Source organism: Psychrobacter sp. AOP7-B1-25 (assembly GCF_052376195.1).
Taxonomy (GTDB): domain Bacteria; phylum Pseudomonadota; class Gammaproteobacteria; order Pseudomonadales; family Moraxellaceae; genus Psychrobacter.
In genome coordinates this window covers 14,953-41,540 of sequence record NZ_JBQSVK010000005.1, presented here as the reverse complement: position 1 = coordinate 41,540, position 26,588 = coordinate 14,953, and the positions used below count along the sequence as shown (strand labels likewise).

20 protein-coding genes and 1 tRNA gene are annotated in these 26,588 nt (G+C 41.7%); 10 read left to right on the top strand and 11 right to left on the bottom strand.

The genetic code is table 11. From position 1 onward, the window contains the following. Nucleotides 1-156 precede the first annotated feature (156 nt). Nucleotides 157-2,154 carry a transketolase gene (tkt, locus tag ACT3QR_RS06270; RefSeq protein WP_444520530.1) on the bottom strand — a complete coding sequence of 666 codons (1,998 nt, stop codon included), beginning with the start codon at nucleotides 2,152-2,154 and terminating at the stop codon, nucleotides 157-159. A 295-nt stretch (nucleotides 2,155-2,449) separates the two neighbouring features. Beyond that, nucleotides 2,450-3,736 carry a serine--tRNA ligase gene (gene serS, locus ACT3QR_RS06265; RefSeq protein ID WP_444520529.1) on the bottom strand — a complete coding sequence of 429 codons (1,287 nt, stop codon included), beginning with the start codon at nucleotides 3,734-3,736 and terminating at the stop codon, nucleotides 2,450-2,452. A gap of 489 nt (nucleotides 3,737-4,225) precedes the next feature. Between serS and ACT3QR_RS06260 the strand changes: the two genes are divergently transcribed. Both ACT3QR_RS06260 and ACT3QR_RS06255 read left to right on the top strand, forming a co-directional pair. Then, nucleotides 4,226-4,885, top strand: coding sequence for a YcxB family protein (locus ACT3QR_RS06260; RefSeq protein WP_444520528.1), 660 nt, complete (start codon nucleotides 4,226-4,228; stop codon nucleotides 4,883-4,885). Between the two features lie 266 nt (nucleotides 4,886-5,151). Continuing rightward, nucleotides 5,152-5,637 (top strand): Dps family protein, encoded by a 486-nt coding sequence (locus ACT3QR_RS06255; protein WP_444520527.1) that lies wholly within the window; start codon nucleotides 5,152-5,154, stop codon nucleotides 5,635-5,637. A 101-nt stretch (nucleotides 5,638-5,738) separates the two neighbouring features. Here ACT3QR_RS06255 and ACT3QR_RS06250 read toward each other — a convergent pair whose 3' ends face one another. The 3 genes from ACT3QR_RS06250 to ACT3QR_RS06240 all read right to left on the bottom strand — a co-directional run bounded on the left by ACT3QR_RS06250 (nucleotide 5,739) and on the right by ACT3QR_RS06240 (nucleotide 8,768). Continuing rightward, the gene (locus ACT3QR_RS06250) at nucleotides 5,739-6,443 is read right to left on the bottom strand and encodes a DUF2057 family protein (RefSeq protein ID WP_444520526.1); all 705 of its coding nucleotides are present in this window, start codon (nucleotides 6,441-6,443) and stop codon (nucleotides 5,739-5,741) included. A gap of 89 nt (nucleotides 6,444-6,532) precedes the next feature. Next, the gene (gene hda, locus ACT3QR_RS06245) at nucleotides 6,533-7,336 is read right to left on the bottom strand and encodes a DnaA regulatory inactivator Hda (protein WP_444520525.1); all 804 of its coding nucleotides are present in this window, start codon (nucleotides 7,334-7,336) and stop codon (nucleotides 6,533-6,535) included. 325 nt (nucleotides 7,337-7,661) lie between these two features. Then, entirely contained in the window at nucleotides 7,662-8,768 is a 1,107-nt protein-coding gene (locus ACT3QR_RS06240; RefSeq protein WP_444520524.1) for an AI-2E family transporter, read from the bottom strand. A gap of 503 nt (nucleotides 8,769-9,271) precedes the next feature. Between ACT3QR_RS06240 and purM the strand changes: the two genes are divergently transcribed. Both purM and purN read left to right on the top strand, forming a co-directional pair. Further along, entirely contained in the window at nucleotides 9,272-10,333 is a 1,062-nt protein-coding gene (purM, locus tag ACT3QR_RS06235) for a phosphoribosylformylglycinamidine cyclo-ligase (RefSeq protein WP_444520523.1), read from the top strand. Further along, nucleotides 10,333-11,019 carry a phosphoribosylglycinamide formyltransferase gene (gene purN, locus ACT3QR_RS06230; protein ID WP_444520522.1) on the top strand — a complete coding sequence of 229 codons (687 nt, stop codon included), beginning with the start codon at nucleotides 10,333-10,335 and terminating at the stop codon, nucleotides 11,017-11,019. The genes purM and purN overlap by 1 nt, the downstream gene beginning before the upstream one ends. 186 nt (nucleotides 11,020-11,205) lie before the next feature. Here the strand turns inward: purN and ACT3QR_RS06225 are convergent, their stop codons facing one another. Together ACT3QR_RS06225 and ACT3QR_RS06220 are read right to left on the bottom strand one after the other, a co-directional pair. Next, nucleotides 11,206-12,579: an NAD-dependent succinate-semialdehyde dehydrogenase gene (locus ACT3QR_RS06225; protein WP_444520521.1), complete on the bottom strand. Its 1,374-nt coding sequence runs from the start codon at nucleotides 12,577-12,579 to the stop codon at nucleotides 11,206-11,208. Between the two features lie 438 nt (nucleotides 12,580-13,017). Continuing rightward, nucleotides 13,018-14,007, bottom strand: a complete 990-nt coding sequence (locus ACT3QR_RS06220) for a LysR family transcriptional regulator (RefSeq protein ID WP_057761159.1) — start codon at nucleotides 14,005-14,007, stop codon at nucleotides 13,018-13,020. Between the two features lie 678 nt (nucleotides 14,008-14,685). On the opposite strand from ACT3QR_RS06220, the gene ACT3QR_RS06215 reads away from it, so the two are divergent. Then, nucleotides 14,686-16,272, top strand: a complete 1,587-nt coding sequence (locus ACT3QR_RS06215; protein WP_192519445.1) for an isocitrate lyase — start codon at nucleotides 14,686-14,688, stop codon at nucleotides 16,270-16,272. Between the two features lie 153 nt (nucleotides 16,273-16,425). Continuing rightward, nucleotides 16,426-18,012: a CYTH and CHAD domain-containing protein gene (locus tag ACT3QR_RS06210; RefSeq protein WP_444520520.1), complete on the top strand. Its 1,587-nt coding sequence runs from the start codon at nucleotides 16,426-16,428 to the stop codon at nucleotides 18,010-18,012. 144 nt (nucleotides 18,013-18,156) lie between these two features. Here the strand turns inward: ACT3QR_RS06210 and ACT3QR_RS06205 are convergent, their stop codons facing one another. After that, nucleotides 18,157-18,672, bottom strand: a complete 516-nt coding sequence (locus ACT3QR_RS06205) for a L,D-transpeptidase family protein (RefSeq protein ID WP_444520519.1) — start codon at nucleotides 18,670-18,672, stop codon at nucleotides 18,157-18,159. Between the two features lie 140 nt (nucleotides 18,673-18,812). Between ACT3QR_RS06205 and ACT3QR_RS06200 the strand changes: the two genes are divergently transcribed. Continuing rightward, a complete protein-coding gene (locus ACT3QR_RS06200) occupies nucleotides 18,813-20,090 on the top strand; it encodes a hypothetical protein (protein ID WP_444520518.1) in 1,278 nt (425 codons plus the stop codon). 144 nt (nucleotides 20,091-20,234) lie between these two features. Here ACT3QR_RS06200 and ACT3QR_RS06195 read toward each other — a convergent pair whose 3' ends face one another. After that, on the bottom strand, nucleotides 20,235-21,473 hold the full coding sequence (locus ACT3QR_RS06195) for an argininosuccinate synthase (protein ID WP_444520517.1): 1,239 nt from the start codon (nucleotides 21,471-21,473) through the stop codon (nucleotides 20,235-20,237). A gap of 335 nt (nucleotides 21,474-21,808) precedes the next feature. Between ACT3QR_RS06195 and pyrC the strand changes: the two genes are divergently transcribed. The 3 genes from pyrC to ACT3QR_RS06180 all read left to right on the top strand — a co-directional run bounded on the left by pyrC (nucleotide 21,809) and on the right by ACT3QR_RS06180 (nucleotide 24,440). Next, a complete protein-coding gene (gene pyrC / locus ACT3QR_RS06190; RefSeq protein WP_444520516.1) occupies nucleotides 21,809-22,879 on the top strand; it encodes a dihydroorotase in 1,071 nt (356 codons plus the stop codon). Between the two features lie 168 nt (nucleotides 22,880-23,047). Next, complete coding sequence (gene rnt / locus ACT3QR_RS06185; protein ID WP_444520515.1) at nucleotides 23,048-23,833, top strand: ribonuclease T; 786 nt, start codon at nucleotides 23,048-23,050, stop codon at nucleotides 23,831-23,833. Between the two features lie 531 nt (nucleotides 23,834-24,364). Beyond that, nucleotides 24,365-24,440, top strand: a tRNA-Glu gene (locus ACT3QR_RS06180). 243 nt (nucleotides 24,441-24,683) lie between these two features. Here the strand turns inward: ACT3QR_RS06180 and ACT3QR_RS06175 are convergent. Both ACT3QR_RS06175 and ispD read right to left on the bottom strand, forming a co-directional pair. After that, complete coding sequence (locus tag ACT3QR_RS06175) at nucleotides 24,684-25,292, bottom strand: BLUF domain-containing protein (protein WP_444520514.1); 609 nt, start codon at nucleotides 25,290-25,292, stop codon at nucleotides 24,684-24,686. 420 nt (nucleotides 25,293-25,712) lie between these two features. After that, on the bottom strand, nucleotides 25,713-26,441 hold the full coding sequence (gene ispD / locus ACT3QR_RS06170; RefSeq protein ID WP_444520513.1) for a 2-C-methyl-D-erythritol 4-phosphate cytidylyltransferase: 729 nt from the start codon (nucleotides 26,439-26,441) through the stop codon (nucleotides 25,713-25,715). Between the last annotated feature and the right edge of the window lie 147 nt (nucleotides 26,442-26,588).

The window sequence follows — 26,588 nt, the reverse complement described above, 5'->3', positions numbered from 1 at the left end:
ATATCAAAATAAAGTATACCTACACTAAAAAACTAAATGATAACCCTTATTTTTTAGTGTTTAGCTATTGAAAATAACTATTAAAACCAATCATATAAAAAAAGCCACCAGATTTCTCTGATGGCTTTTTTTTGAACACTAATTAAGTTAAGTCTATTACACCAAACTATTTACCGCTTCGACCACAGCGTCAGTCGTGATACCGAACTCTTTATACAAGTCACTAGCAGGCGCAGACTCGCCATAAGTGGTCATACCGATGACTTTACCATCTAGGCCAACGAACTTATACCAGTAATCTACATGAGCGGCTTCTACTGCAACGCGAGCACGGATATTGGCAGGCAATACCGTTTCGCGATAGCTAGCATCTTGCTCCACAAAAATCTCAGCACATGGCATAGACACTACACGGACGCCAACACCATTTGCGCTCAACGCTTCATACGCTTCCATCGCTAGGCCAACTTCTGAACCTGTCGCGATGATGATGGCTTGTAGCTCGCCTTGTTCTTTTGCCAGTACATAACCACCTTTGGTGATGTTCGCTACTTGCTCGCTATCACGTGCTTGATGTGGCAAGCTCTGACGGCTAAAGATCAATGCAGATGGGTTGTTTTCAGACTTGATTGCTTCTACCCAAGCGCTAGCCGATTCAGTTGCATCACACGGACGCCAAGTGCGTAAATTTGGCGTCGTGCGTAGGCTAGTCAATTGCTCAACTGGCTGATGCGTTGGGCCATCTTCACCCAGACCGATAGAGTCATGGGTGTAAACATGGATGACGCGCTGCTTCATGAGTGCGCCCATGCGTACCGCGTTACGTGCGTACTCCATAAACATTAGGAACGTGGCTACGTAAGGGATAAAACCACCATGTAGTGCGATACCATTGGCAATCGCGGTCATACCGAACTCACGTACGCCATAATAGATATAGTTTCCATCAGCATCTTTCTCAATGCCTTTAGCACCTTTGAATAACGTGAGGTTTGAGCCTGCTAGATCCGCTGAGCCGCCCATCAATTCTGGTAATAATGGCTGCAAGCTGTTAATGGCGTTTTGACTGGCTTTACGACTAGCCACATCACCACCCGCTTCTTGCGTTTGCTGAATATAGGCTTGCGCTTGGCTAGCAAAGTCAGCTGGTAAATCGCCATTTAAACGACGTAATAATTCTGCTGCAAGCTCTGGATAGGCTTTTTTATACGCTTCAAAGTCAGCGTCCCAGTTCTTTTGCTGTACGTCGCCTTTGGCTTTGGCATCCCACGCTTCATAGATTTCATCATCTAATTCAAACGGAGCATGTTTCCAAGACAGCGCATCACGAGTCAAGGCGATTTCGTCGTCACCAAGTGGTGCACCATGACTGGCTGCTAGGCCTTGCTTATTCGGGCTACCAGCACCGATCGTTGTTTTACAAATGATGAGACTTGGCTTAGCAGTCTCTGCAATCGCTTGCTCAGTTGCTTGCGTGATTGCATCAGTGTCATGACCATCGACTTTGATAACTTGCCAGCCGTAAGACTCAAAACGCGCTTGCGTATCGTCTGTAAACCAGCCTTCGACGTTACCATCGATTGAGATACCGTTATCATCGTAGAAAAATACTAATTTGCCAAGCGCCAACGTGCCAGCCAGTGAGCACACTTCATGACTGATACCTTCCATCAAGCAACCATCGCCTAAGAATGCATAGGTGTTATGGTCAACGACATTATGACCGTCACGATTGAACTGCGCGGCTAGGGTTTTTTCTGCAATCGCAAAACCAACGGCATTGGCAATACCTTGACCTAGTGGACCAGTCGTCGTTTCTACACCAGGCGTGTAGCCAAGCTCAGGGTGACCTGGAGTTTTTGAATGCAGCTGACGGAAACCTTTTAGGTCATCAGCGCTGACATCGTAACCTGATAAATGTAACAACGAATAAATAAGCATCGAGCCATGACCGTTTGACAATACAAAGCGATCACGGTTGTGCCAATTAGGATCTGCTGGGTTGTGCTTCAAAAACTTGCGCCACAAAACTTCGGCAATATCAGCCATACCCATTGGCGCACCCGGATGTCCAGAGTTGGCTTTTTGAACCGCGTCAAACGACAGTACACGGATGGCATTGGCTAGTTTACGTTCGCTAATTGGAGCTGGCATAGAGTGTCCTAATATTCGAATGAGTCGTATAAAGATAAGAGGAGAGTTTACTCAGAGGATAATCCATCAAAAACGCGGCAGGCGCCTTTAATGAATAGGCTATAAAATAAAAATGCAATATTAACATATTTGCTATAAGCCTAGCCAAAAATGCGGTGACAGGACCGTTTATATTTAGCAATGACTCACATCATTTTTGTTAAACGATAAGTAATGACGTACTTTTACTTAAATCATAAGTAACAAGCCGCGAGTGACTTAATGGACTTGTAGCTTGTTACTTATAGCCAATTTATTAAACTGAAATAGTCTCAGAATCGCCCATAAACGGACGTAATACTTCTGGAATCGTAATGCTGCCATCAGCGTTTTGATGGTTTTCCATCACTGCTAATAGCGTACGACCAACTGCTAGACCTGAACCGTTTAGGGTGTGCGCAAGGCTGGTTTGCTTACCATCTTTGACACGCGTACCCATACGGCGTGCTTGGAAATCACCACAGTTAGAGCAGCTTGAGATTTCGCGGTAGGTGTCTTGGCTTGGTAACCATACTTCGATGTCATAAGTCTTTTGTGCAGCAAAACCCATATCGCCAGTACATAGCTGTACCGTGCGGTATGGCAAGTTCAACTGCTGCAAGATATATTCAGCCTGCCCTGTCATTGCCTCAAGCAAGTCATCAGATTGCTCAGCAGTACCAACATTGACCATTTCAACTTTTTCAAACTGATGCTGACGAATCAGACCGCGAGTATCACGCCCGTGTGAGCCAGCTTCACTACGGAAACATGGCGTATGCGCCGTGAACTTTAATGGTAGCTCTTTGATATCCAAACGCTCGCCGCGTACCAAGTTGGTCATTGGCACTTCAGCCGTTGGGATAAGATAAAAGTCCATCTCATCATTATTCGTGTGATTGCTCAGCTTAAATAAGTCATCTTCAAACTTAGGTAACTGACCCGTACCTTTTAAGCTATCGCTATTAACAATATAAGGCACATACGTCTCAAGATAGCCGTACTTCATAGTATGCGTGTTCAACATGAATTGAATCAACGCGCGATGCAATTGTGCCAATTGTCCTTTTAGCACGTTAAAACGGCTACCAGTCAACTTAGTCGCGGCTTCAAAATCGAGCATACCAAGCGTTTCACCGATATGAGTATGATCTTGAATCTCGAAATCAAACGTACGCGGCGTGCCCCACTTGCGCACTTCTACGTTATCGTCTTCTGACGTACCCACTGGTACATCTGCCGCTGGAATGTTTGGAATTTGCAAAGCTGCTTGGGTAATGCGCTCTTGCAGAGTACGTAACTCGTCTTCAGCCGCTTTAATCTCACCGCTGACGCTTTGCATCTCAGCCAATAGCTCACTGGCATCTTCGCCTGATTTTTTTAGGGCACCTACTTGCTTAGCACCAGCGTTACGGCGCGATTGCAACTCTTCAGTTTTGATTTGCAGCGACTTACGCTCGTTTTCAATCGTCTGCCAAAACGCCATGTCCAGCTCATAGCCACGGGTGGCTAGCTGCTGCTGTAGGTCGTTCAAATCGCCGCGTAAGAGTTTCGGATCAATCATAGTAGTTGCCTGTAACACTAAAGGTGAGTAAAAGGTTTATTAATATAATAGTTGCCTAGCACATCGCTATCAGCGTCTTTGTGACAACGGGCTATGGCGTTATGTCTTGTACCAACATATCTTGTAGCCGCTATAATACCAAGACACAGCAGATTTGACCATGTTTTGGATATCTTTGGCTGCTTTTCACTGTTTTCAACTGACTTTCACTAGCTTTTATTCATTATGCCAATCGCTTATAGCAAGTTACTCTATTTTTAATTACTCACTTTTGCTTTCGTCTCGTCTTAATAAGCTGAGTATAGAGCGTGAACTACGGCATTAATATGACATCTATCCGTGAACAGCCTTGGTTATATGTTTCATTTAGGAGTACTTTTCGGTAAGATAAGCGCATACCTTTATTCACTTCTAGCCAAGTACAGCATCGCTGCTTCGCTTTGGCAGTTTTAATCCAACGCTTTTAATATAAGTATTTGAGAAACCTTTATGGCCCTGTACCCCTACACGCTCCAACCTGTCGCCTTAAACCTAACTGAGGCTGAATTTCATCAAGCACAGTATGAACTGTTTGCCAGTGCCAGCCCTTCTTTTGGTTTATCAAGCTTTAAGACCAAAGAGTGGATCATCATGGCAGTGGTTGTGGTACTTGCTATTGCAGGACTTATCTTTGTAACAGGCTATTCAACCATCATATTTTGGTTAATGCTGGTTGGTGTGGTGATTTATCTATTGGCGCGTACCTTAGGTTTTAAATGGTATGTAAAAAGAGAATTTGACAAACAAGTGGCCGACCAAGAGATGCCAGATGAAATGCGTCAGATGAAGTTAGGCGTGCAGAAGCATGGTCTAGTCATGGCAATGCCAAGCAACCAGCCTGATATGATGAAAAACTCACAAATGCGCGGTATGCAGATGCGTGCAGGCGCGACCCAACAAGCGGTTATTCCTTGGACGTCTATCAAGAGCTGGGATGAGACTGACGACTATATCTTTATGATGTTTGAGATGAAAGGTCAGCAAGGCAGTCAAATCGTGCCGAAACGTTTGCAAGCACAGAAGTTTCCTATTGATACAGTACGGCAGCATCTACAAGAAGTGGTTCCTATTAAAGGATTGAACCCTGAAAACTTGCAGCCACCAGCATAACCGTAGTTAAGTTTCTCTATCGTTGAGAAAAATAACAGAGAAAGCTGTTTTTAGTTTTATAAAATAAATCATAAAATTGCATTTATTAAATTTAACTTATTAATAATAGTTTGCTATTATTATAAGCATCAAAGGAAGAGGTAGAGTTTATTTCAATAGATACAGATAAAAGTCAAAGCGTTCTTATCCGTACCTTAGCTCGTTAAAAGCTCTACTCTTCTTTATTCAGTATCGTACAACTACACTCACACTATAAGGACAATACTATGAGTAATTCTAACAATGCTACTAACCAGATCGGTCTAGAAAAAGCAGACATGAGCGAAGTTATTGCTCAACTAAACAATCTATTATCGACGTATCACGTGTTTTATTTAAACGTACGTGGTTATCATTGGAACGTAAAAGGTGAGCATTTCTTTACCTTGCATCCAAAATTTGAAGAATTGTATACGTCACTACAACTTCAAATTGATGAAATCGCTGAGCGTATCTTAACCTTGGGTGGCACACCACTCCATGCTTACAGCGATTTTACACAGCATACTAGCATCAGTGAAGATAAAAACGTTAAAGATGGCACGAGCTGTGTAAAAGGTGTCGTCACTGGCTTGCAAGCGTTGATTGCAGAGCAGCGTCAAGTATCAGCACTAGCAGAAGAAAGCGAAGACCAAGGTTCTGCTGATTTAGTTGATGCCTACGTACAAGAGCAAGAAAAACTTGTATGGATGTACAATGCGTTCTTGGGCTAGTGAAATATAATCTTTTATCTAAATACTCATGAAAATCCAAACAATAAAAAAGCACCCATTTGGGTGCTTTTTTATTGTTTGCCGGTTCGAAAAATATCAGTCTACTGTTGAATCCATTGACGCATTTTTTCACGTTCAGCAGGCGTGGCTTGTAGCCAGACTTGCATAAATGTATCTAGCGTACTAGTGGAAGTATTCATACTAGTAGCTTGGTTAACAGTAGTCGTACCAGTATTGACGTTGCTAGTAGTATTTGCTGCTGGTTGATCTAAAGAGGCAATAGCACGTTGGTTCTGTAGCTCTGCGTCACCTGCACCGCCAAACACGCCGCCTAATGCTTTACCGATGCCTGAGAATATGCCGCCTTGATTACCCACCATACTTTGTTGACTAGCGATAACAGTATTGTTCTGCTGGACAGCGAGCGTTGGCTGCTTGGCGTAGTCTTTAGCCGCTTCATAAGCTTCTGGTTGGTTAGGCATAGTCAAACGATACGTTTGGTTATCGGCCAATTGTGCTGTCACGCTGACATTACCTGAACGCAAATAGTCGTGCTGATCGCGAGGCAAGTTATACAGACGATCATATTTAGCGGTGATAGCATGTTGTCCAGGCTGTAACGTAAATGTTTTCTGCAAAGCTTGAAAAGCGCTCTGCTGAACTTCCTGCCCATTAATAGCGGTTACTTTGATATGGTCATCAACCTGTAGAGTCACTGCTGCCTGTGACAACATAGGAACCGAGGCAGCACCTAACAACAACGTGCCTATCGTTAATTTTTTTAGCAAAGAAGCATTCGATTTCATAAGTTATTCCATTAATAGTAAAAGCGAGTTGGGCAAAAGATTCGTATTCTTAGGGTTATTCGTTTTTCTTACTGCTAAAAATCTTGCTATTAAAAATCAAGTGGCATCGTGTGCTGGTCTTGATCGGGAGTATCATTATCTATATGTGTCTCTTGAGCAATATCTGCCAGCTCCGCCGCAAGCGTCTGCTCATCGATGGTACGCAAAGCATCACTTATTACTGCTTTTGAGATATTACTGCGACCAAGGTTAGAAAACATTGGCTGAATATAATTAAGCACTTCCATCATCGCACCGATACGATGCGGACCATCAGTCAATAAGTGATCAATAATTCGATCGTCAAACTGCCATCCGCGCCGACGTAAAATAGATTGTAATAATGCTTGTCTGTCTGCCAAATCATGGCCAGTAGGTACTTTAAAGGTAGGTGCTTGTGCCAAACGCGTCATCAAATCCCTTAGCTGAAATGGCAAGTCACCAGCTGGTTTATTGGCTGCAAACAATAATTGACGCTGCCCTTCTCGGCTACGATTAATCAAGTGAAACAAAGCTTCTTGCCATTGGCCGCTTTGCTCAAGCACTTCCAAGTCATCAATAGCGATAAGATCAAAGTTTTCTAACGATGAGAGTACATGGACATCTGTATGAATCAGCTCATTAAGAGACAAACAGATAGCCGATTTATCCATTTCGATAAATGACTCACAAATAGCAGATAGCAAATGAGATTTACCTGTGGCAGGGCTACCAAACAGATATAACTGACCGATCAGGCCGACATGTAACTGTCGTACTGCATCGATAATCGACATCCAACCAGGACCAGCAAAGTCGCTGAGACTTGCATCATGTTTAATGTCCAGATTGAGGCTTAGCTGTGCTTCTGCCATGAATCATCAACTCGTATTGCGTAGTGCAATGAAAAATATAATAAAAAAGTGGGTTGCTTTAAGCTATATCTATTACTATCAGTACTAGCCGATATAAATGCATTTAATGACCCTATAGCCTTTGCAAAATCGGTTAATTACTTTGTAGAAAACAACTTTAGCAAAACTGCTACCAAAACGGTTGATACTATCAACACTGCGCCTATATATAACATATTTACAAAATGACTGACAAGTCTTTTGCCCATTAAGCCTTATCAGTCATTGCGTTCCTATACTTATATTGTATACCTATCTCTATCTAGTATATTCAATAATAAGGTAATTATCTTTTTTCAAACAATGCCAATTGTTTGCGGCCTTTATAAAAGTCCGTCGTACGATAATAATTATATAAATGGCGGAACAGAACATTTAGAACAGCAGATACTGGTAAAGCGATCAGCATACCGACAAAACCTAATAAGCTAGCACCAGCCAATACGGCGAATATTACCCATAGTGGCGATAGCCCAATCTTATCACCTAAGAGCAACGGTTGCAGGATATAACCTTCTGCCGCCTGACCAATCAAGAACGCACCTACAACTAATGACAAATACGTCCAGTCCAATCCAAACTGAAATAAGCAGGCGATAATAGCTGCGATAAAACCAATACCAAACCCTAAGTACGGTACAAAACTGGCAATGCCTGCTACCATACCAATAATAAGCCCAAGCTCCAGCCCAATAAGCTGCAACTGTACCGCATAAATAGCGCCTAGTAACACCATTACGAGTAATTGACCTTTGATAAATGCCATCAATGCAAGATCGCACTCTTTAGCTATTTCGGTCACTTTTTGGCAGTAAGCACTTGGTATCGCCATCTTCCAACTTTGCAAACGTTGATCCCAATTGAATAGGAAATAAAAAGTCAAAATTGGCACCAATACAATGAGACCTGCATTATTAATGAAATTCATACTTGAGGTCAGTATCTGACTCATCATGGTACTGGCATCAGCGAACTTATAGTTAGTCTGCATATAATCGACAAGTGTATCAGAGAACTCCTTCGACTCTAGTTCAGGCAGTTTTATACGGGTATTACTGTTGAACCACTCTCGTACTACTTGGTTATACCAATTAAATATCTTTGGCAGATAATCCCAAGCCGCTTGCAGCTGATGCCACAATGTTGGTACCAACCACCAAAGTAGTAATGCCATCCCCAAAGTAATCGTCGAGTAAACAATGATGATTGCGACCCAACGCTTGATGTATTTCGATAAGCGTTTGACTAGAGGGTTAAATAGGTAAGCCAGCATAAAGGCAAAAACGAAGGGTACGATGACAGGCATCATCAAATACAAAAGAAACACAGCCACAACTAACGCCACGACAATAAATAAGCGCCGGAAAAAAGGATCTATTGTTTGGTTTATCATGGCAAGTAATCCTATAGTTGGACGGGTTTGAAAAGTGATCAAAAACAATATACTGCTAGTAATTTCTAAATGAAATGAATACAACATTATGCTATTTCACTAGGTGAGTTTCTTTTTCTTCTAGTTATTTTTAGCTAGCTAAGCTGAGATGTATCAAAACCTTCAAAGACGTTTAATTTTTGACAAATTTATGTTTATTATTTTCTATGCTGTCAATCACATATGAACTTGTATTAAAGCTATTATTAACAATAAATCTAGCGTTCTATTATCGCAGAACACAACAAAAAATCAGTCATTTTTTGTTTCTTAACTGCTAATTTGCCCCTTAGCGCAAATCTTATTCAAATATTGGCAAGTTGCTTTGCGAGTATGGTCTGTTTTTGGGTATAATGCGCGCACTGTCTTTAAACTTTGTCTTTAAACGTTATAACGCTGATTTTTGCGTGCTCAATTACTTTACCTTCTAATCCCAATTATCTATCCCCAACTGTGAGATGACTATGAGTGACAAGCCTTCTTTAAGCTACAAAGATGCCGGTGTTGATATCGATGCAGGCGATGCTTTGGTGCAGCGAATCAAGTCCGTTGCAAAAGCCACTACTCGTCCTGAAGTCGTGGGTGGACTTGGCGGTTTTGGCGCGTTATGCCGTATTCCAACAGGTTATACCTCGCCACTATTGGTTTCTGGTACGGATGGTGTCGGAACAAAACTAAAATTGGCCCTACAATTGAACCGTCACGAGACAATCGGTATCGATTTGGTTGCGATGTGTGTCAATGATCTATTGGTTTGCGGTGCAGAGCCACTATTCTTCTTAGACTATTATGCAACTGGTAAGCTGGATGTAGATGTAGCAGCGACTGTCGTGACTGGTATCGGTGATGGCTGTAAACTTGCTAACTGTGCGCTTATTGGTGGTGAAACTGCTGAAATGCCAGGTATGTATCAAGATGACGATTACGACTTAGCTGGATTTTGTGTGGGCGTGGTTGAAGAGGCAGAAGTCGTCACTGGTGAAAATGTCGCAGAAGGCGATGTACTGATTGCGCTTGCCTCAAGTGGCGCGCATTCGAATGGCTACTCATTAGTGCGTAAAGTTATCGAAGTCAGCGGTGTTGACGTGACCAATAGTGATGAGCAACTAGACGGCCAGCCTATTCAAGACGCGCTAATGGCCCCTACTCGTATCTATGTAAAAGCCATCAAGGCATTACAAGACACACTTGGTAGCTCAGCCTTACATGCGATGTCACACATCACAGGTGGCGGCCTGACGGACAACTTACCGCGTGTACTACCTGATGATCTAGCCGCTAGCATCGACACCAATAGCTGGCAATTCTCAGAGCTATTCACTTGGCTACAGACCCAAGGCAACATCGCACAGAGTGAAATGTACCGTACCTTTAACTGCGGCGTTGGTTTTGTCATTGTTATGCCAAAAGACAAAGCTGAAGCTGCTATTCAGACACTGACCGATGCTGGCGAGACAGCTTGGCAAATAGGTGAGATGGTCAAGCGCAGCACTGATGACCAAGCGGATGCAGTGGTGTACCGTTAATGTCAACTGATAATACAAGCCAGCTTATCAAGCCATTGCGTATTGCTGTGCTAGTCTCAGGAAGCGGTAGCAATCTGCAAGTATTAATCAATGCAATGCAGGCAGGCGCGCTACCGATAGAAATCGTAGGGGTCATTAGCAACCGTGAAGACGCTTATGCGTTGACACGTGCTAAAGAAGCCAATATTCCAGTAGCGGTATTGTCGCACGTTGCTAGTGGCAAACGTATGGGTATCAAAACGTTTGAAACTCATGCCAATGAGCAGCTAATAGCATGGCAACCTGACTTGATCGTCTTAGCTGGATTTATGCGCGTGTTAAGTGGTTCATTTATTGATAATGCACCAGCACCGATGATTAACCTTCACCCTTCTCTACTTCCGGTTTATAAGGGTTTAGATACTCACAAGCGAGTCATACAAGCAGGTGAACGTCGTCACGGGTGTAGTATCCACAAAGTGACAGCAGAGCTTGATGCAGGTCAGGTATTGACTCAAGCCGTGTTGAATGTCGATATCAACGAGACAGTAGATAGCTTGCAGTCACGAGTTCAGAAGCTTGAACATCAGCTACTACCTTGGACAATTTTATTGCTAGCAAAAAATGTACTATCACTTGAAACAGTTAATACGTCATCAGAAACTTACCTACCCACGTTACCTTTGCAGCTACTTATTGATGGATAAAAATTGCAGTTTACTAAGCTGCTTTTAATCCTATTCGGATAGCAAAATAAAAGCCCAGTTACTCGTAATGAGTAACTGGGCTTTTCTAATTCAACAACTATCTATCGTCTGAAATCATCTAACATTCAAAATCGTAAATAGTTATCTGTTAAGACTATTTATCTAAGTCGTTTAATTAAATCATTCTTAAAATACATGAACTGCTTTAATATTGACAAACTCTTTCACACCAAAGCCACCATGCTCACGACCATAGCCTGAGTTTTTCACACCGCCAAATGGTAATGCAGGATTAGCAAGACCGTAACCATTGATATAAACCATACCAGTGTCAAATTGCTCACGTGCTAGACGAACAGCTTTCTCTTCATCTTTTGAGAAAATCGCGCCACCTAGACCATAACGACTGTCATTAGCAATGCGCATTGCATCATCTTCGTCTTTGGCACGAATCAATGATGCTACTGGGCCAAACAGTTCATCATCATACGCAGGCTGACCTTTTTCTACATTCTCTAAGATAGTTGCTGGGTAAAAGCTACCTTTACCTTCGGGTACCTTACCACCGACCGCAATTGTCGCACCTTTGGCCACACTTTGCTCTACCTGCTCGTGTAGTTGCTCTTGTAAGTCCGCACGCGCTAATGGTCCGATATCTGAACTATCATCCATTGGATCACCAGCTTTGGTACCTTCAAATTTTTCGACGATACGTTTGCGGAACTCGTCATATACGCTATCGACTACGATAAAGCGTTTAGCTGCTACACAAGTTTCACCATTGTTGATTAGACGGGCTTGAGTACAAGTCTCTACAGCAATATCGATATCAGCATCTTCTAATACAATAAATGCATCATTTGAACCAAGTTCTAATACCGCTTTCTTGATTGCTTTAGCTGCCTGTTGTCCAACAAGGGCACCCGCACTGTCACTACCTGTTAGTGTGACACCGCGTACTTTATCATTACCGATCAGTTCTTCTGATTGATCATGATCAATGATAATCGTACGGAACAAATCGTTTGGCAGTTCTGATTCATGAAGAATTTTTTCAATTAATAAGCCAGAGCCTGTTACATTAGACGCATGTTTTAGTAGGACACTGTTACCCGCCATCAAGTTCGCAATCGTATAGCGAAAGACCTGATACGCAGGGAAGTTCCATGGCTGCATACCGTAGATGATACCGATAGGTTGATACGTCACCAGACCTTTTTTCATGCTTTCGATATCACGTACATCATCAGCCAAAGATGCGACGCCGTTTTCAGCAGTGTAGTCACAGATGGCTTTGCACAAATCAATCTCTTCCATGCTTTGGCTGTACAATTTGCCGCGCTCTTCTGTCATCAGTTTTGATAACTCTTCTTTATACTCCATCAGTTTATCGCCGATAGATTTAATAACACGGCCGCGCTCTTCATGGCTGACAATTCGCCATTCTAGAAACGCGTTATGTGAAGCATCGACAATTTTATTAACTTCGTCGTTGCTCATATAGCTATAGTTACTGATTTCTTCGCCCGTGGTTGGGTTGATAGTAGTAATGTCTGACATAGTTACTGTCCTTATTATTCGATTTTGTGTGCTCGTGGGGATTATTACTTGTAATTATTTTGCTATTACTATTTTAGTTATTAGATTGCTATCTACCGATTAATGAATTGCTAGCTACCGACTAGTAAATTACTACTAGCTACCGACTAGTAAATTACTAATAGGTGATTTTCTATCTGTGGTTATCTTAACAAGCTTTTCGCTGAACAGTTTTACAATATATTGTGAAGTGTGATTAAGATGTTAATAGTGTGACTGACTTATTAAGGATGGCTAAATGACATATATGAACTATTAACTGCTAGAACAAAAAAACCAGCCTAGGGGCTGGTTTAGTAACGATACAGAGTAGGATACAAAGAAAAATATTTTTACTAGAGCATAAAGGCTCAACAATATGCCGCCATAATGTGACGTAATCTTAATCACACAAACCCATCAAAATAAATGATTGATAACGGGTATTTCTTGTGGCGGATTTTCTTCTTCAGCAACGACCTGACGCGCTACATGCATAATTAGCTGGCGTAACCAGCGGTGAGCGGGGTGATGCTGTAACAGAGGTGACCATGCCATCGTAAGCTCAAACTCAGGAATAAAAAACGGTGGATCTTCCATCATGATGCTATCGTTATTTGCCTGCATTCTTGCCACACGCGTGGGCAACGTCGCTATCAAGTCTTTGTTTGCTGCAAGCATGGCAGGCATTTGATAATGCCGAGTAAAAACACTAATTTGGCGTTTTTGACCAAGGCGCTGCAATGCCTGATCGATAGATCCTAATCCACCTGACTTCTCTGGGTTCACACCAAACCCTACACCCATACCTGTTTTAGATACCCAAACATGCTGTGCTTTTAGATAGTTTTTCAAGTTAAAACGATTGGCATAAGGGCTGTCAGAAGATAATAGACAGCTAAAAGTATCACGCCAGACTAGTACCTGATGAAAGCTTTGAGGTATCTCGTTAAAGCGGTTAATCGCTAGATCTACTCGTCCTTGCTCCATATCTCGATAAGAGACGTCTGATGGGGTCAAGAAATCCAAAATAACATTTGGTGCCTCTGAACGTAGTGCTTTTACTAGCTTAGGCACCAAGGTCGCTTCGGCATAATCCGATGTCATGATACGAAAAACGCGTGACGTACTATAAGGACGAAATTCGGTACGTGGCTCCAATACTTGAGTCAAATCAGCGAGTATCTCACGGATACGTGGCTGTAATTCAAGGGCACGTTCAGTCGGCGTCATACCTTCTGACGAACGTACTAATAATGGATCATTAAACAGCTTACGTAGACGGCGCAAAATATTACTCATGGCAGGCTGAGTAATACCAAGCTGCTCAGCTGCGCGAGTAACGTTTTTTTCTCGTAGCAACACATCTAAATGGACTAATAAATTTAAATCGACCCGCTGCAAATTCATATTTAGTTCTCTTGGCTTTTGAATAAACACCACGTTAAGACTGGCGTTTGTAACATTGCTACGATGGTTTATACACTGCAACAGCGTAATTTCATTATTTTTTACTAATTTGGTTCGAAATCTCTTTGATAGACTCACATCACAACTTACTCAACCTATCTTAAGAGCCTGTTATATAAGTATTATATCATATAGAAATACCAAAGATAACTATCATAAATTAGATAAATCTTGGCAAGGTGGTTATAGTGAGTTCTATAAAGGATTTGCAGCATAGACGATGAATCTTTGATTTACCGTCCGTTCTCACCTGATTAAATATTGTAGCTCAGTAATATATTAACGGCTTTTGTCAGTCATTGAATATGGTTAATTTAACTTATTATTGTAACACTTCCAGCTACCAATTATGACATTACTGCCTATGAAGTATTTAAATACCTTACAGATATATAGTTAAAATCGATACACCTTTACAAGTTAGCAAGTATTTTTAACTGTGGAGTTCAGCAAATTTCTTGTAATAGCATAGCGGTTTGTTTAGGGTAAATAGAGCTTCGATAAATAACCAAACAGATTCTGAATAGCATTTTTTAGTACAAAACTTTAGTAAAGCAACATACTCATTATTTTAGTATTTAACTTATTTGTTTTTTACACCCCACCAAGGAGACATAGATGTCAACTGCATATAAATCAGCGATCGATTTAGTACGTGAATTAAAGCAAAAGCACGGTAACTGGCAGAACATTAGCGAGACTGATGCCGCACGTATGATGTCACAAAACCGTTTTAAAACAGGTTTAGATATCGCAAAATATACTGCAAAAATCATGCGTCAAGACATGGAAGACTATGACAATGATACATCTCAATACACCCAGTCTTTAGGTGCATGGCATGGTTTTGTTGCACAGCAAACAATGTATGCTAAGAAAAAATATTTCGGTACGACTTCTAAAACTTATATCTACCTATCAGGTTGGATGGTTGCGGCCCTACGCTCTGAGTTTGGTCCTTTACCTGACCAATCTATGCACGAAAAAACGTCAGTACCTAAGCTAATCGAAGAAATCTACACTTTCCTACGTCAAGCAGATGCTAAAGTATTAAACGACTACTTCCGCGAGCTAAACGCTGCCGAAGAAGCGGGTCAAGATACTTCAGCCATCCTAGAGAAAATCGAAAACTTTGATTCACATGTTGTACCAATCATTGCTGATATCGATGCAGGTTTTGGTAACGAAGAAGCGACTTACTTGTTGACTAAGCAAATGATTGAAGCTGGTGCTTGTGCCATTCAGGTTGAAAACCAAGTATCTGATGCTAAGCAGTGTGGTCACCAAGCAGGTAAAGTAACCGTACCGCATGAAGACTACATTGCGAAAATCAACGCTATCCGTTATGCATTCCTAGAGCTAGGTGTTGAAGATGGCGTGATCGTTGCCCGTACTGACTCTGAAGGCGCATCACTAACACAAAAAATCCCAGTATCAAATGAGCCAGGCGATCTTGCTTCTAAATACATCGACTTCCTAGAAATGGAAGAAGTGAGTATTGAAGACGCTAACGAAAACGACAGCCTACTTAAGCACAATGGTAAGCTAGTACGTCCAGTTCGTATGCCGAACGGCTTGTACAGCTTCCGTGAAGATACTAACATCGACCGCGTTGTTCTTGACTGTGTCACTGCTTTAGAAAATGGCGCTGACCTACTTTGGATTGAAACACCAACACCAGATGTTGCCCACATCAAATCAATGGTAGACCGTATCAAAGAGCAACAGCCTAAAGCGAAGCTGGTATATAACAACAGCCCATCATTTAACTGGACGCTTAACTTCCGTAAGCAAATTATCGCTCAATGGGAAACCGAGGGCAAAGATATCTCTGCATACAATAAAGATGACTTGATGAGTGCTGATTATGACGGTACTGAGCTTGATGCAGCAGCTGACGTAGCCGCTAAGAACTTCCAACGTGATGCGTCACGTGAAGCTGGTGTATTCCATCACTTAATCACGCTACCGACCTACCACACGACTGCTCTTAGCGTTCATGAACTTGCTAAAGGCTACTTCGGTGAAGAAGGCATGCTTGCTTATGCAGCTGGCGTACAGCGTAAAGAAATCCGTGAAGGCATCTCTTGTGTTAAGCACCAAGCAATGGCTGGTTCTGACCTTGGCGATGACCACAAAGAAATCTTCTCAGGCGATAACGCTCTGAAAGCTGGCGGTGGCAAGAACACAATGAACCAGTTCTAATTACAGACAAACTAGCAGTATTTATCAAAAAACCGCCCTACATGATGTAGGGCGGTTTTTTATTGCGGTTTAAATAATCAGAGAGTGGTAGACTAATAATTGTTTATTGCAACCATCGATCAGAGCCATCAGTCAGAATGATTAGGAGCTAATATGCAAGAGATAGAGCTGAAGTTTTTGGTACCAGAGTCGCGACTAAAGGGTTTAATGCGTCAAACGCACGTTAAATCTTCACAAACGACACAACTGGCTGCGCACTACTACGATACGACTGACCAGCAGCTTGCACAGGCAGGTATTGGCCTACGTATTCGCAAAGAAGGTGATACATGGGTCCAAACCATTAAAGCTGGTGGTGATGGTATCGCCGCACGCCTAGAGCACAATGCCGTGCTCGATAACGATCAAGTACAAACGATGCTCAATAATAATGAGCTGATGCCTGACTTAACAATATATGAAGACACTCCAATCGCTACTGCATTGGCTGAATTCAAAATCACAAAGCTAGCAAAGACATTAACACGGCTGTATGTCACTGGTGTCGAGCGCACTACTCGGTTGCTAACAGAAAGCAATGAGAACGGAACCGATAACCGTATCGAAATGGCTTACGACCAAGGGGAGATTATTCATGGTACCGATGATTCGCTACGCAAAGATATTCAAGAAATAGAGTTCGAATTGGTATCAGGAGATTTAGACTTTCTATTTACAACTGCAAAAACATGGTGTAAACGCTATAAGTTATGTCTATCTACCGTTACCAAAGCTGAAAACGGTGGCCTGCTTATTAACGGACAAAACCACAGTCCAGCAGTCAACGTAAACCTTAGTCAATTAAAAATAGACAAGGACAGCAGCGCGACCGCCTTTATACGTGCAGTCGTACATAATTGCTTATTACAGATATTACCAAATAGCAGTGCTATCGTTGCTGGCAGCACAGAAGACAATCATATTCTACAGTTACGGATAGGTATTGATCGCTTGCGTACTGCATTAAAAGCATTTGCCAACTTCTCTAATGAGATTAATCCTGAATGGCTGCCGATACTTAATCAAACCGCAACCTTGCTTAGCGATTATTATCAACTTGCTTATATCAATGCACAGATCGAACCTGAGCTTCAATCACTTGGCGCGCCTGTCGTTGACTGGACGACAGATATCGAAGATATAAAAATCACACCTATCAATACGCTGCAAGCCAATGACTTTCAGATAACTTTGCTAGAGCTGATTGCTTTTACCATGAGCGACTCAAGCATTGAACCTCAGACTGACCAACTGGCCAAAGACAAGTTAGAAAAAACCCTAGCTAAGCAATATAAAAAATTCGTTAAAACCAATAAAAAAACTGACAAAGTAACTGATATCGAGCTTGTGAGTGGTGGCGCAAATGCAAGCACAGACACTGCTTATGATGACCAGTCTGAAAGTGAACTGCTTAACCAATTAAGAAATTTACGTTACATCGGTGAATTCTCCGCACCTTTATTAAGTAAGAAAAAAGCTAAGAAGAAAACCAAACGTTGGCTAAAACGGTTGATAAAAGCGCAGAAAGCATTAGAGCAACTGAACGATGATAATCAATATCAGAAACTTTATGAAGTAAAATCAAAAACAGACGCTAATGCTTTATATGGTGCGGGTTGGTTTGCCGCTATACTTACTGGTGACCAAAACCATATTGATGTACGTTTAGCAAAATTTGCAGACAGCTCAACGTTTTGGTAGTAGTAATATTGTTTTTTATACAGATAATGCTCTCATAAAGTAAAAACGTTCCATAGAGAAGCCAGCCTGTTATATAACAGGCTGGCCTTTTTTATTGTATTTAAGTAGCCTCTATCAGCGCCGTAGTTAAAGGTACAACATGATTTATTCAGCAACAATCGTAACGGGCATACCCTCTTCTACTTGCTCAAATAATTCTACAATATCTTCATTACGCATACGTATACAGCCATGAGATAGCGGGATGCTCATTGGTTCAGTATCGGGTGTACCGTGAATATAAATATAGCGCTCATAAGTATCGCAACCACCTTTACTATTGCTACCTTTGTTTACCCCTTCTTCAAGACCGCTTAACCAAAGAATACGGCTCAATATCCAGTCACGTTTGGGATGTAACTCACCAAGGTTTGCATCATATATTTCACCTGTCGGTACTCGCCCGACAAATACCGCATTCATAGGCTCACTACCACCTATTTTCTGTTCAATGATATGCCTACCTAGCGGCGTGCAGCCACTATCCTGCTGACTACCAATACCATTTTTCGCAGTGGAGACCACGTATTTAGCAACCTCAGTTTGCTGTTGGTACATCGTTAATGTTTGCTCAGCGATATTAATCACTAGTTGTTTATCAAGCGTCTCGTTATTTATCATAAATGCTTCCGACTATCAGTCATTCATCAGATTACTATCAAGGTTATTCGTAAAATGATTGAAAATTTCTATTATCAAGGGATTGTATCAAGACATTTGGCACCGTAATATAGGGGCACACTTTTTGATGCTAGCAGATTATGACGACTATTTCACCGACACGTGTGTCGATGTATGATTTTTTATATCATGATACCCAGCCTATGCTGTCACTTTTGGCCGATGCGGCACAGCTTTCTCTACCGCAAGCGCGCTTAGGGACAGATGCCAGTCTACAAGCTATCGTAAGTGCGCTTCTGGCCTATCAGCAGCGGCATCAGGGACAAGCCATCAGCAAGAAACTATTTAGTCGTAGTGCTGTCAAAGAGTTACGACAGTATAACTCAATGAACTTTGCGACTATTAGCTCTACACTTTACCATCGTCACGATGCGGCAGATGCCGTATTTAGCGATAACAGCCGTGTCATAAAGGCAAGCGAACATATCGCCGAGAAGATTGATGCAACGACGCAACAGACTCAAATTCTACTCACTTCTTTGTGCGTGATTGTACTGCGTGAATTGGCTATTCTGACAGAATACAGTCAACTAGACAGTGATGAAATCAACAAATGGTTTGCACTACAACCACAGTTTTTATCAGCGGCACGGTTTGATTCACAGCTTACGCATACCTTATCTACTGATACAGAAAGTAATAGTGACGCACCTAAACCAACTACTGAAGCGGTAGAGAATGTTGAAGCTATAGAGAATAACTCAGAGAGTAACGCGGAGCGTACGTTATTAAATGCTGAGCAGTTATCAGGCACCCCACCCTCTTTTGATCCTTACTGGTATGAACTGACTGGCTTCAAACCAGAAAACTATGAACCTGTGCAAGACATGCAAATGGCAACAGGCAATTACTTAAAAGCCATTGGTCGCTCACCTAATAATCTACAGCAAGGTCGCCACAACGATATGCTGGTATTTACCGAGATGCATGCCGTTGTTTTGCCACACCAACGTTGGTTATTACAACTGGCCAAAATATCAGATATCTATCTCAGCCGAAATCGACTGCGTGTTAACTCTGAACCAGCGAACCCACCCAAACCGCCTTTGGTAAGCTTAGGATTGATTGGCGGCAATAACGACAATACACCAACCACCACCAGTGAAAAGCCCATTGAGTATGAGGCCTCCACACCGCTATGGAAAAATCCTGTTATTCTCATCATCATACTTGTCGTTGGTATACTTGGTACACTCGCTACTTTAAAATATCAATCGCAAAAATCTGATGGTGTCACCCTTGCAACTGAAGAAGTATTAGAACAGGACGCTATTGATGAGCGTCAACAGCAAGATGTAGCCATTGTCATGGTAGACGAAGATGAACCTGACGTTGCAGAGACAGAAAAAGCTGAGTAAAGAATTTCGATTTTAGAATAATTATTCTCAGAGTAAATGTTTTGACAACAATTCATTAGTCATAAAAAAAGAGGCCCTATCAATATAGAGCCTCTTTTTTGTTGTGCAATCTAAGTTTTCAATTGACTATAAGCAGCCAAAAACTTACTTAGATAAATCACGACCACGGCTAGCTTCGATAGCCAGACGTAGACCATTTAGACGGATAAAGCCTTCTGCGTCTTTTTGGTCATAAGCGCCCGCATCATCTTCGAAAGTAGCGATTTTTTCATCAAACAATGAATCGTCAGATTTACGACCAACAACGCTCACGCTGCCTTTGTATAGTTTTACACGTACTGTACCGTTGACGTATTCTTGTGATTTGTCAATCAAGGCTTGTAGCATCATACGCTCGGGGCTAAACCAATACCCGTTGTAGATGATTTTTGCGTAGCGTGGCATTAGCTCATCTTTTAGATGCGCAGCTTCACGATCGAGCGTTAGTGATTCAATACCACGATGCGCTTTTAGCATAATAGTACCCGCTGGCGTCTCGTAGCAACCACGTGATTTCATACCAACGTAACGATTTTCAACGATATCTAAACGACCGATACCATGTTTGCCGCCGAGCTCATTCAGCTTAATCATAACTTCATACGGCTTAAGCGCTTCACCATCGATAGCAACGATATCACCTTTTTCGTATTCTAATTCTAGATACTGCGCTTCATCAGGTGCTTCTTCTGGGCTGACAGACCAGCGCCACATATCATCTTCTGCTTCAGTATACGGTTCTTCTAGGACACCGCCTTCATAAGAGATATGTAGTAAGTTAGCATCCATTGAATAAGGAGATTTTTTCTTATTGCCCGCATAATCGATTGCGATATCATGCTCTTCAGCGTATTTCATCAAGCTTTCACGGCTTGATAAATCCCACTCACGCCAAGGAGCAATGGTCACTACGTCTGGTGACAAGGCAACAGCACCTAGCTCAAAACGAACTTGGTCATTACCTTTACCAGTCGCACCATGGCTGATAGCATCGGCGTTATGCTCTTTAGCAATCTCAACCAAACGCTTGGCAATCAATGGACGAGCAATAGACGTACCTAGTAAGTATTCACCTTCGTAGATGGCGTTAGCACGGAACATAGGGAATACATAATCACGAGCAAATTCTTCGCGCAAATCTTCGATATGAATATGCTTGATACCCATTGCCTGAGCTTTGGCTCGTGCTGGCTCAACTTCTTCGCCTTGACCGATATCAGCGGTAAAGGTGATTACTTCCGCATCATAAGTTTCTTGTAGCCATTTAGCGATGATCGAGGTATCAAGACCACCTGAATAAGCCAAGACGATTTTATTAATATTTTTTGGATCAAGTTGAGCCATGAATAACTCCCATTATGAAATATAGTTTTAAAAAAGGCGACGATCAAATCAAAAGCAAGTCGAACGATAGTTACCTGCTCAGTGTACATCATATTTACTATGGGCAAAAGTCTAACTGCCACAAGGCGTGCGCTTTTAACTTAAATTCTAGTCAACCTCATTTTTGCCACCCAAATTTAGACATTATTTAATGACAAGACATTAATCTCAGATCGATGAATTATGTACAGATATTTAGCCTTATATTTAGTCGAGTGGGCAAATCTGTTATGATAGACCCACAGTATCACTCCCTTTTGTTTCCTTTATTTGACGATATAGAGCGCTTTGACACTATGACTGATTCGATTAGAGAATTGACCATCCTTCAGCCAGATGACTGGCATATTCACTTGCGTGACGATCTTGCTTTGAGCACGACTGTACCTCATGCCGCAAGCAGCTTTAACCGTGTCATCTGTATGCCAAACCTTGTACCTCCAGTCAAAAATGCGCAGGATGCTATTGCCTACCGCACACGTATCATGGAGCAGTTAGCAGCTAGTGATTTGAGTCTTGAGCGCAAGTCAGCGTTTGATCCACGTATGACGCTATATTTAACAGATAATACCACTGCCCAAGATATCGAGTTAGCAGCGCAGTCAGGTATCGTACAAGCAGTTAAGCTCTATCCTGCTGGGGCAACTACCAACTCCGCAGATGGTGTCACCAATATCAACGCCTGCGTCGATGTCTTTGAAGCACTAGAAAAATACAATTTGCCATTGCTAATCCATGGTGAAGTGACCCAAGACCATATAGATATCTTTGATCGCGAAAAGCGTTTCTTAGACGAAGTATTGGCACAAATTATCGTAAAATTCCCTACATTGAAAATAGTAGTAGAGCACATCACTACCAGCGATGCGGCAGATTTTGTATTGTCACAAGGCAACCATGTTGCTGCGACTATTACGCCGCAGCATTTGATGTTTAACCGCAACCATTTATTGGTTGGTGGCATCAAACCGCACTTTTATTGCCTACCTATCTTAAAGCGTGAAAGCCATCAAAAAGTGCTATTAGATGTAGCCACTAGTGGTAATCCAAAGTTCTTCTTAGGTACTGACTCTGCGCCACATGCGACAGACAAAAAAGAAGCCGCTTGTGGCTGTGCGGGTTGCTATAGTGCAGCGACGGCGCTGCCTTTGTATGCTACCGCCTTCGATAGTGTTGGAAAAATAGATAAGTTAGAGGGCTTTGCCAGTCGCTTTGGTGCCCAGTTCTATGGTCTACCTCTGAATGAAAGCACTATCACGCTTGTCAACACGCCTATGCAAGTACCGACTGACTATCCTTATTTTGATGGCGCATCATTGACACCCTTGATGGCAGGTGAAACGCTACCTTGGTCAATTAAAGCCTAACGCCCGCAAAGAAAACTTAGCATTTAATACATGACCTATTATTTGATCCTATGATATTAATGACACCTTTGTACTAGATTTCTTTGTACTAAAGGTTCAATTAATATCATAGGATGCTTATTTTTATTTAATATATTAGTACGACTGATAAAAGTGATTTAACTTTATATGACCAATCAAAATATAGCGGCCTTGCCTGACGAAGACCTATCAAACCCTAAATCTGCGAGCCTTGATACCACTCTAGATGCTTCTCCTAAAGACGTAGCCTCAGTAGCAGACAAGCAAGCGCCTATGGCCTTAAAAGACCGTTTTCGTAAGTTCTTGCCTGTCGTTGTGGACGTGGAAACAGCAGGCTTTAATGCACAGACTGACGCCCTATTAGAGATTGCCTGTATCCCTGTGCTACTTAATGAGCAAGGTATGTTTTACCCAGGTGAAGCTTTCAACGCTCATATTGAGCCTTTCGAGGGCGCAAACTTAGAGCCAAGTGCTCTTGACTTTACCGGTATTGATCCTAAAAACCCAATGCGTAAAGCTATCGCGGAAGATGAGAAGACAGCGTTGCGCCGTATCTTTAAAGGGTTAAAAGACGTACGCCGTGATGAAGAGTGCCGCCAATGTGTCTTAATTGGACACAATGCTCACTTTGATTTGGCTTTTTTAAATGCCGCCGTACTACGAACCAACAGCAAAAATCACAATCCATTTCATAATTTTTCAGTATTCGATACCGTCACTTTATCAGCCTTAGCGTTTGGTCAAACTGTTCTCGCACGCGCTTGTAAAGCAGCTGGATTAGAGTTTGATGGCAAGAATGCTCACTCAGCTCTATATGACACTCAAAAGACTGCTGAGCTATTTTGTCACATACTAAACAACTACCCGATGCTGGCCAATGCGCTGCACAACGAAGACGCAAAAGAAGAGTCAGCTGACAGCGACCGTAAATAAGTCACATATCCTATATTGCCAATCAGACATAATAGTGCTATTTGTAATACTTGATAACTTTAACATCTTGATTTGGCAATCAATAGGGATATGATTAATATTGTGATAAATAAACGGAACTATTTCAGCAATTACAGATGTGGTCATTTCGGCTGATACGAATGACTATCTGATTATAGAATGTCACTCTTAAGTGATGTGGTTGTATCCTATAGATGGTTTAAGTTGCTCACACTGTTTTGATAGTAAGCCCTATCAAGATTAACAGGAGGGACTTTATTATGGATCCACAGCTCAAGTTATGGGGCACCATACTCGGTTATATGCTGCTTGCATTGACGATTAGCGCCTGTACTTCTTTATGGATTCGCTATCATTTGAAGCGAAATGACCTACATCCTCGTCGCGCAATTAAAAAAAGATATTTAATTTTAAAAAGACGTAGAAAAAGGCTTGACAGAAGACGCCGACGCTATTAGAATACGCACCACTTCAGCATAAATGGTGAAAGCAGTTGAAGTGTTGTTACTAGTCCCCATCGTCTAGAGGCCTAGGACACCGCCCTTTCACGGCGGTAACGGGGGTTCGAATCCCCCTGGGGACGCCACTATTTGGCGTCACTTATTAGCACTTTTGCTTAGCATTAGATTAGACTGATAAGCGTACCACCAAAAACCCAGTTCATAATATATTATGAACTGGGTTTTTTTATACCTATCACTAAAAGCTCAGTTATTCTGTTCAATAAAAAAGCCAGCATCAATCGATGCTGGCTTTTTTGTTTGGCTATCTTATTAAGTAAGTATAAATATAACTTAGTTTGATGCGAAACGTTAATAATATTAGTAGATTAAAGCAGTAACCACAATAACGTCGCAACTATCATCAATCCTAATATCGTCTGGATTAAGAAGAACGCTTGATGCTGTCCTACAACCTTACTAAGAGTCACCCCTAGCGTACTGTATTTGACAGGCGGTGTATCAATGTTACCTATTCTATTTTGTTCTTCATAGTAGCCTTGCAGTACGTCTAAGAACTTTTGCCACTCATCAGAATCCCACTCATAAGGCTTAAATGGCATTAACTGCTTAAGTTCAGGCTCTTTAGTCATCCAGCGCTCAAGAGTAATCGAACGTAACGACCAACTGGCAAAGCGACGCTTGGTAATTGCAGAAAAATCCAAAATCTTTAACTCTTTGTGTCGATCATCTACTATTAAACGATTTTTTAGATTGGTTAACGCCTGCTCTGATCCTTCAACGCACTGTAAAAAGTAACCATTGCCGTAGCAAAGAATACCGGTAACATTATCTATTTGATTGCGTTCAACTGCGGTCTCTGAAATATCATTAAGTGTGCTAGGACTTGAAAGACCAGTAGAAGTAATCCGGCTTATATATACAAGCTGGCAGAGATCTGTCGTTACTGGATTTGTTGAACCGTTGATTGTTGACAATCAGCTTCTCCCTATTATTGGGTAAATGTCGCTAAAACAATCATACTAACTTCAGAAAAATATAGAGACAACATAACTGCGCGTCATGAATTAGTCTGATATATTATTGATTTTATAAGTTTTTATATTAATTGTATTAAGTTAGTTACATCATAGGTTAGTTTAGTCATCAAAGCAACCTATTATCGAATGTAAGCCTTTTCAGATACAAAAAACACTTATCATCACGATATTTAACCCATAGTAAATGATACGTTTTCTATCTTTCCGTGATAGAAAACATACAATATGTTCAAAATATTTTGGCAACTTCAAGAGGAGATACACTGATTGGTAATATTGTGAGCTTTGCCATGATCACTATTGATTACAAATAGAGCAAAGCTGATGCTTATTGATGGAGGCCGAAGTGAAGATAAATTAAGACTGGAGAGCCATGATGGCTGTTAGTAGTGCGGCATCGTCAGGGTAGGTAAGCTTGATATTTTGGCGGCTACCAGAGACTAGTCGTATTGGTAATTCTAGTTGTTCAAAGGCACTGGCCTCATCTGTGATGCTTAATTGGTGCTCAGATACATGATTGAGGACTTTCTTTAATTGGCCTAAACGAAATACTTGCGGCGTTTGTGCTTGCCACATATTGCTACGGTCGATAGTAGATTTGGTATAAGAATGCAGACGACTCTCTTCTGTAGTGGTAGCTTGCTGATAAGAAGCTTTTAATGTATCGGCCACTGGTGTCGCTAGGATAGCACCATAATGCTCTATCATTGCCGCCTCTATCACTTTGTCGATATCTGAGCTTGGTACAGCAGGACGTGCCGCATCATGAATGAGTACCAAGTCTGAATCATCAGCGCCTACCTGACTAATTGCCTCAACGCCTGCCTGTACTGACTGCCAACGTTCTGCTCCGCCGACTGCATAGCGTATAGGGAGTGCAAACTCTAACTGTTGAGCCGTGCTGTCATCTGCTGATATGACCAATAGACACTTATTAATATAATTACTACAAGCAAGTCGTGCCACGCTATGCTGCAATAATGTCTGACCTTCTAGCATTGTATATTGCTTGGCGATAGACGCACCAAAACGGCTACCGCGACCAGCTGCAACGATCATGGCATGTATATTAGGGGTTGTATTCATAGTATTGTACTCATGGTTGAGCCCATGACAGTATATATAAAGAGAAATAAAGCAGGTGTTAAGTATGGTGAATGCTGTCAGATAATAACGGTATGATGCTATGTTATAAAATTAATGTATGTCGTAACTGCTAGTATATCTATAAAA

Bases quoted from the DNA above. Each gene is read 5' to 3' on its own strand.
- tkt (WP_444520530.1), bottom strand. From the start codon at position 2,154: ATGCCAGCTCCAATTAGCGAACGTAAACTAGCCAATGCCATCCGTGTA.
- serS (WP_444520529.1), bottom strand. From the start codon at position 3,736: ATGATTGATCCGAAACTCTTACGCGGCGATTTGAACGACCTACAGCAG.
- ACT3QR_RS06260 (WP_444520528.1), top strand. From the start codon at position 4,226: ATGGCCCTGTACCCCTACACGCTCCAACCTGTCGCCTTAAACCTAACT.
- ACT3QR_RS06255 (WP_444520527.1), top strand. From the start codon at position 5,152: ATGAGTAATTCTAACAATGCTACTAACCAGATCGGTCTAGAAAAAGCA.
- ACT3QR_RS06250 (WP_444520526.1), bottom strand. From the start codon at position 6,443: ATGAAATCGAATGCTTCTTTGCTAAAAAAATTAACGATAGGCACGTTG.
- hda (WP_444520525.1), bottom strand. From the start codon at position 7,336: ATGGCAGAAGCACAGCTAAGCCTCAATCTGGACATTAAACATGATGCA.
- ACT3QR_RS06240 (WP_444520524.1), bottom strand. From the start codon at position 8,768: ATGATAAACCAAACAATAGATCCTTTTTTCCGGCGCTTATTTATTGTC.
- purM (WP_444520523.1), top strand. From the start codon at position 9,272: ATGAGTGACAAGCCTTCTTTAAGCTACAAAGATGCCGGTGTTGATATC.
- purN (WP_444520522.1), top strand. From the start codon at position 10,333: ATGTCAACTGATAATACAAGCCAGCTTATCAAGCCATTGCGTATTGCT.
- ACT3QR_RS06225 (WP_444520521.1), bottom strand. From the start codon at position 12,579: ATGTCAGACATTACTACTATCAACCCAACCACGGGCGAAGAAATCAGT.
- ACT3QR_RS06220 (WP_057761159.1), bottom strand. From the start codon at position 14,007: ATGAATTTGCAGCGGGTCGATTTAAATTTATTAGTCCATTTAGATGTG.
- ACT3QR_RS06215 (WP_192519445.1), top strand. From the start codon at position 14,686: ATGTCAACTGCATATAAATCAGCGATCGATTTAGTACGTGAATTAAAG.
- ACT3QR_RS06210 (WP_444520520.1), top strand. From the start codon at position 16,426: ATGCAAGAGATAGAGCTGAAGTTTTTGGTACCAGAGTCGCGACTAAAG.
- ACT3QR_RS06205 (WP_444520519.1), bottom strand. From the start codon at position 18,672: ATGATAAATAACGAGACGCTTGATAAACAACTAGTGATTAATATCGCT.
- ACT3QR_RS06200 (WP_444520518.1), top strand. From the start codon at position 18,813: ATGACGACTATTTCACCGACACGTGTGTCGATGTATGATTTTTTATAT.
- ACT3QR_RS06195 (WP_444520517.1), bottom strand. From the start codon at position 21,473: ATGGCTCAACTTGATCCAAAAAATATTAATAAAATCGTCTTGGCTTAT.
- pyrC (WP_444520516.1), top strand. From the start codon at position 21,809: ATGACTGATTCGATTAGAGAATTGACCATCCTTCAGCCAGATGACTGG.
- rnt (WP_444520515.1), top strand. From the start codon at position 23,048: ATGACCAATCAAAATATAGCGGCCTTGCCTGACGAAGACCTATCAAAC.
- ispD (WP_444520513.1), bottom strand. From the start codon at position 26,441: ATGAATACAACCCCTAATATACATGCCATGATCGTTGCAGCTGGTCGC.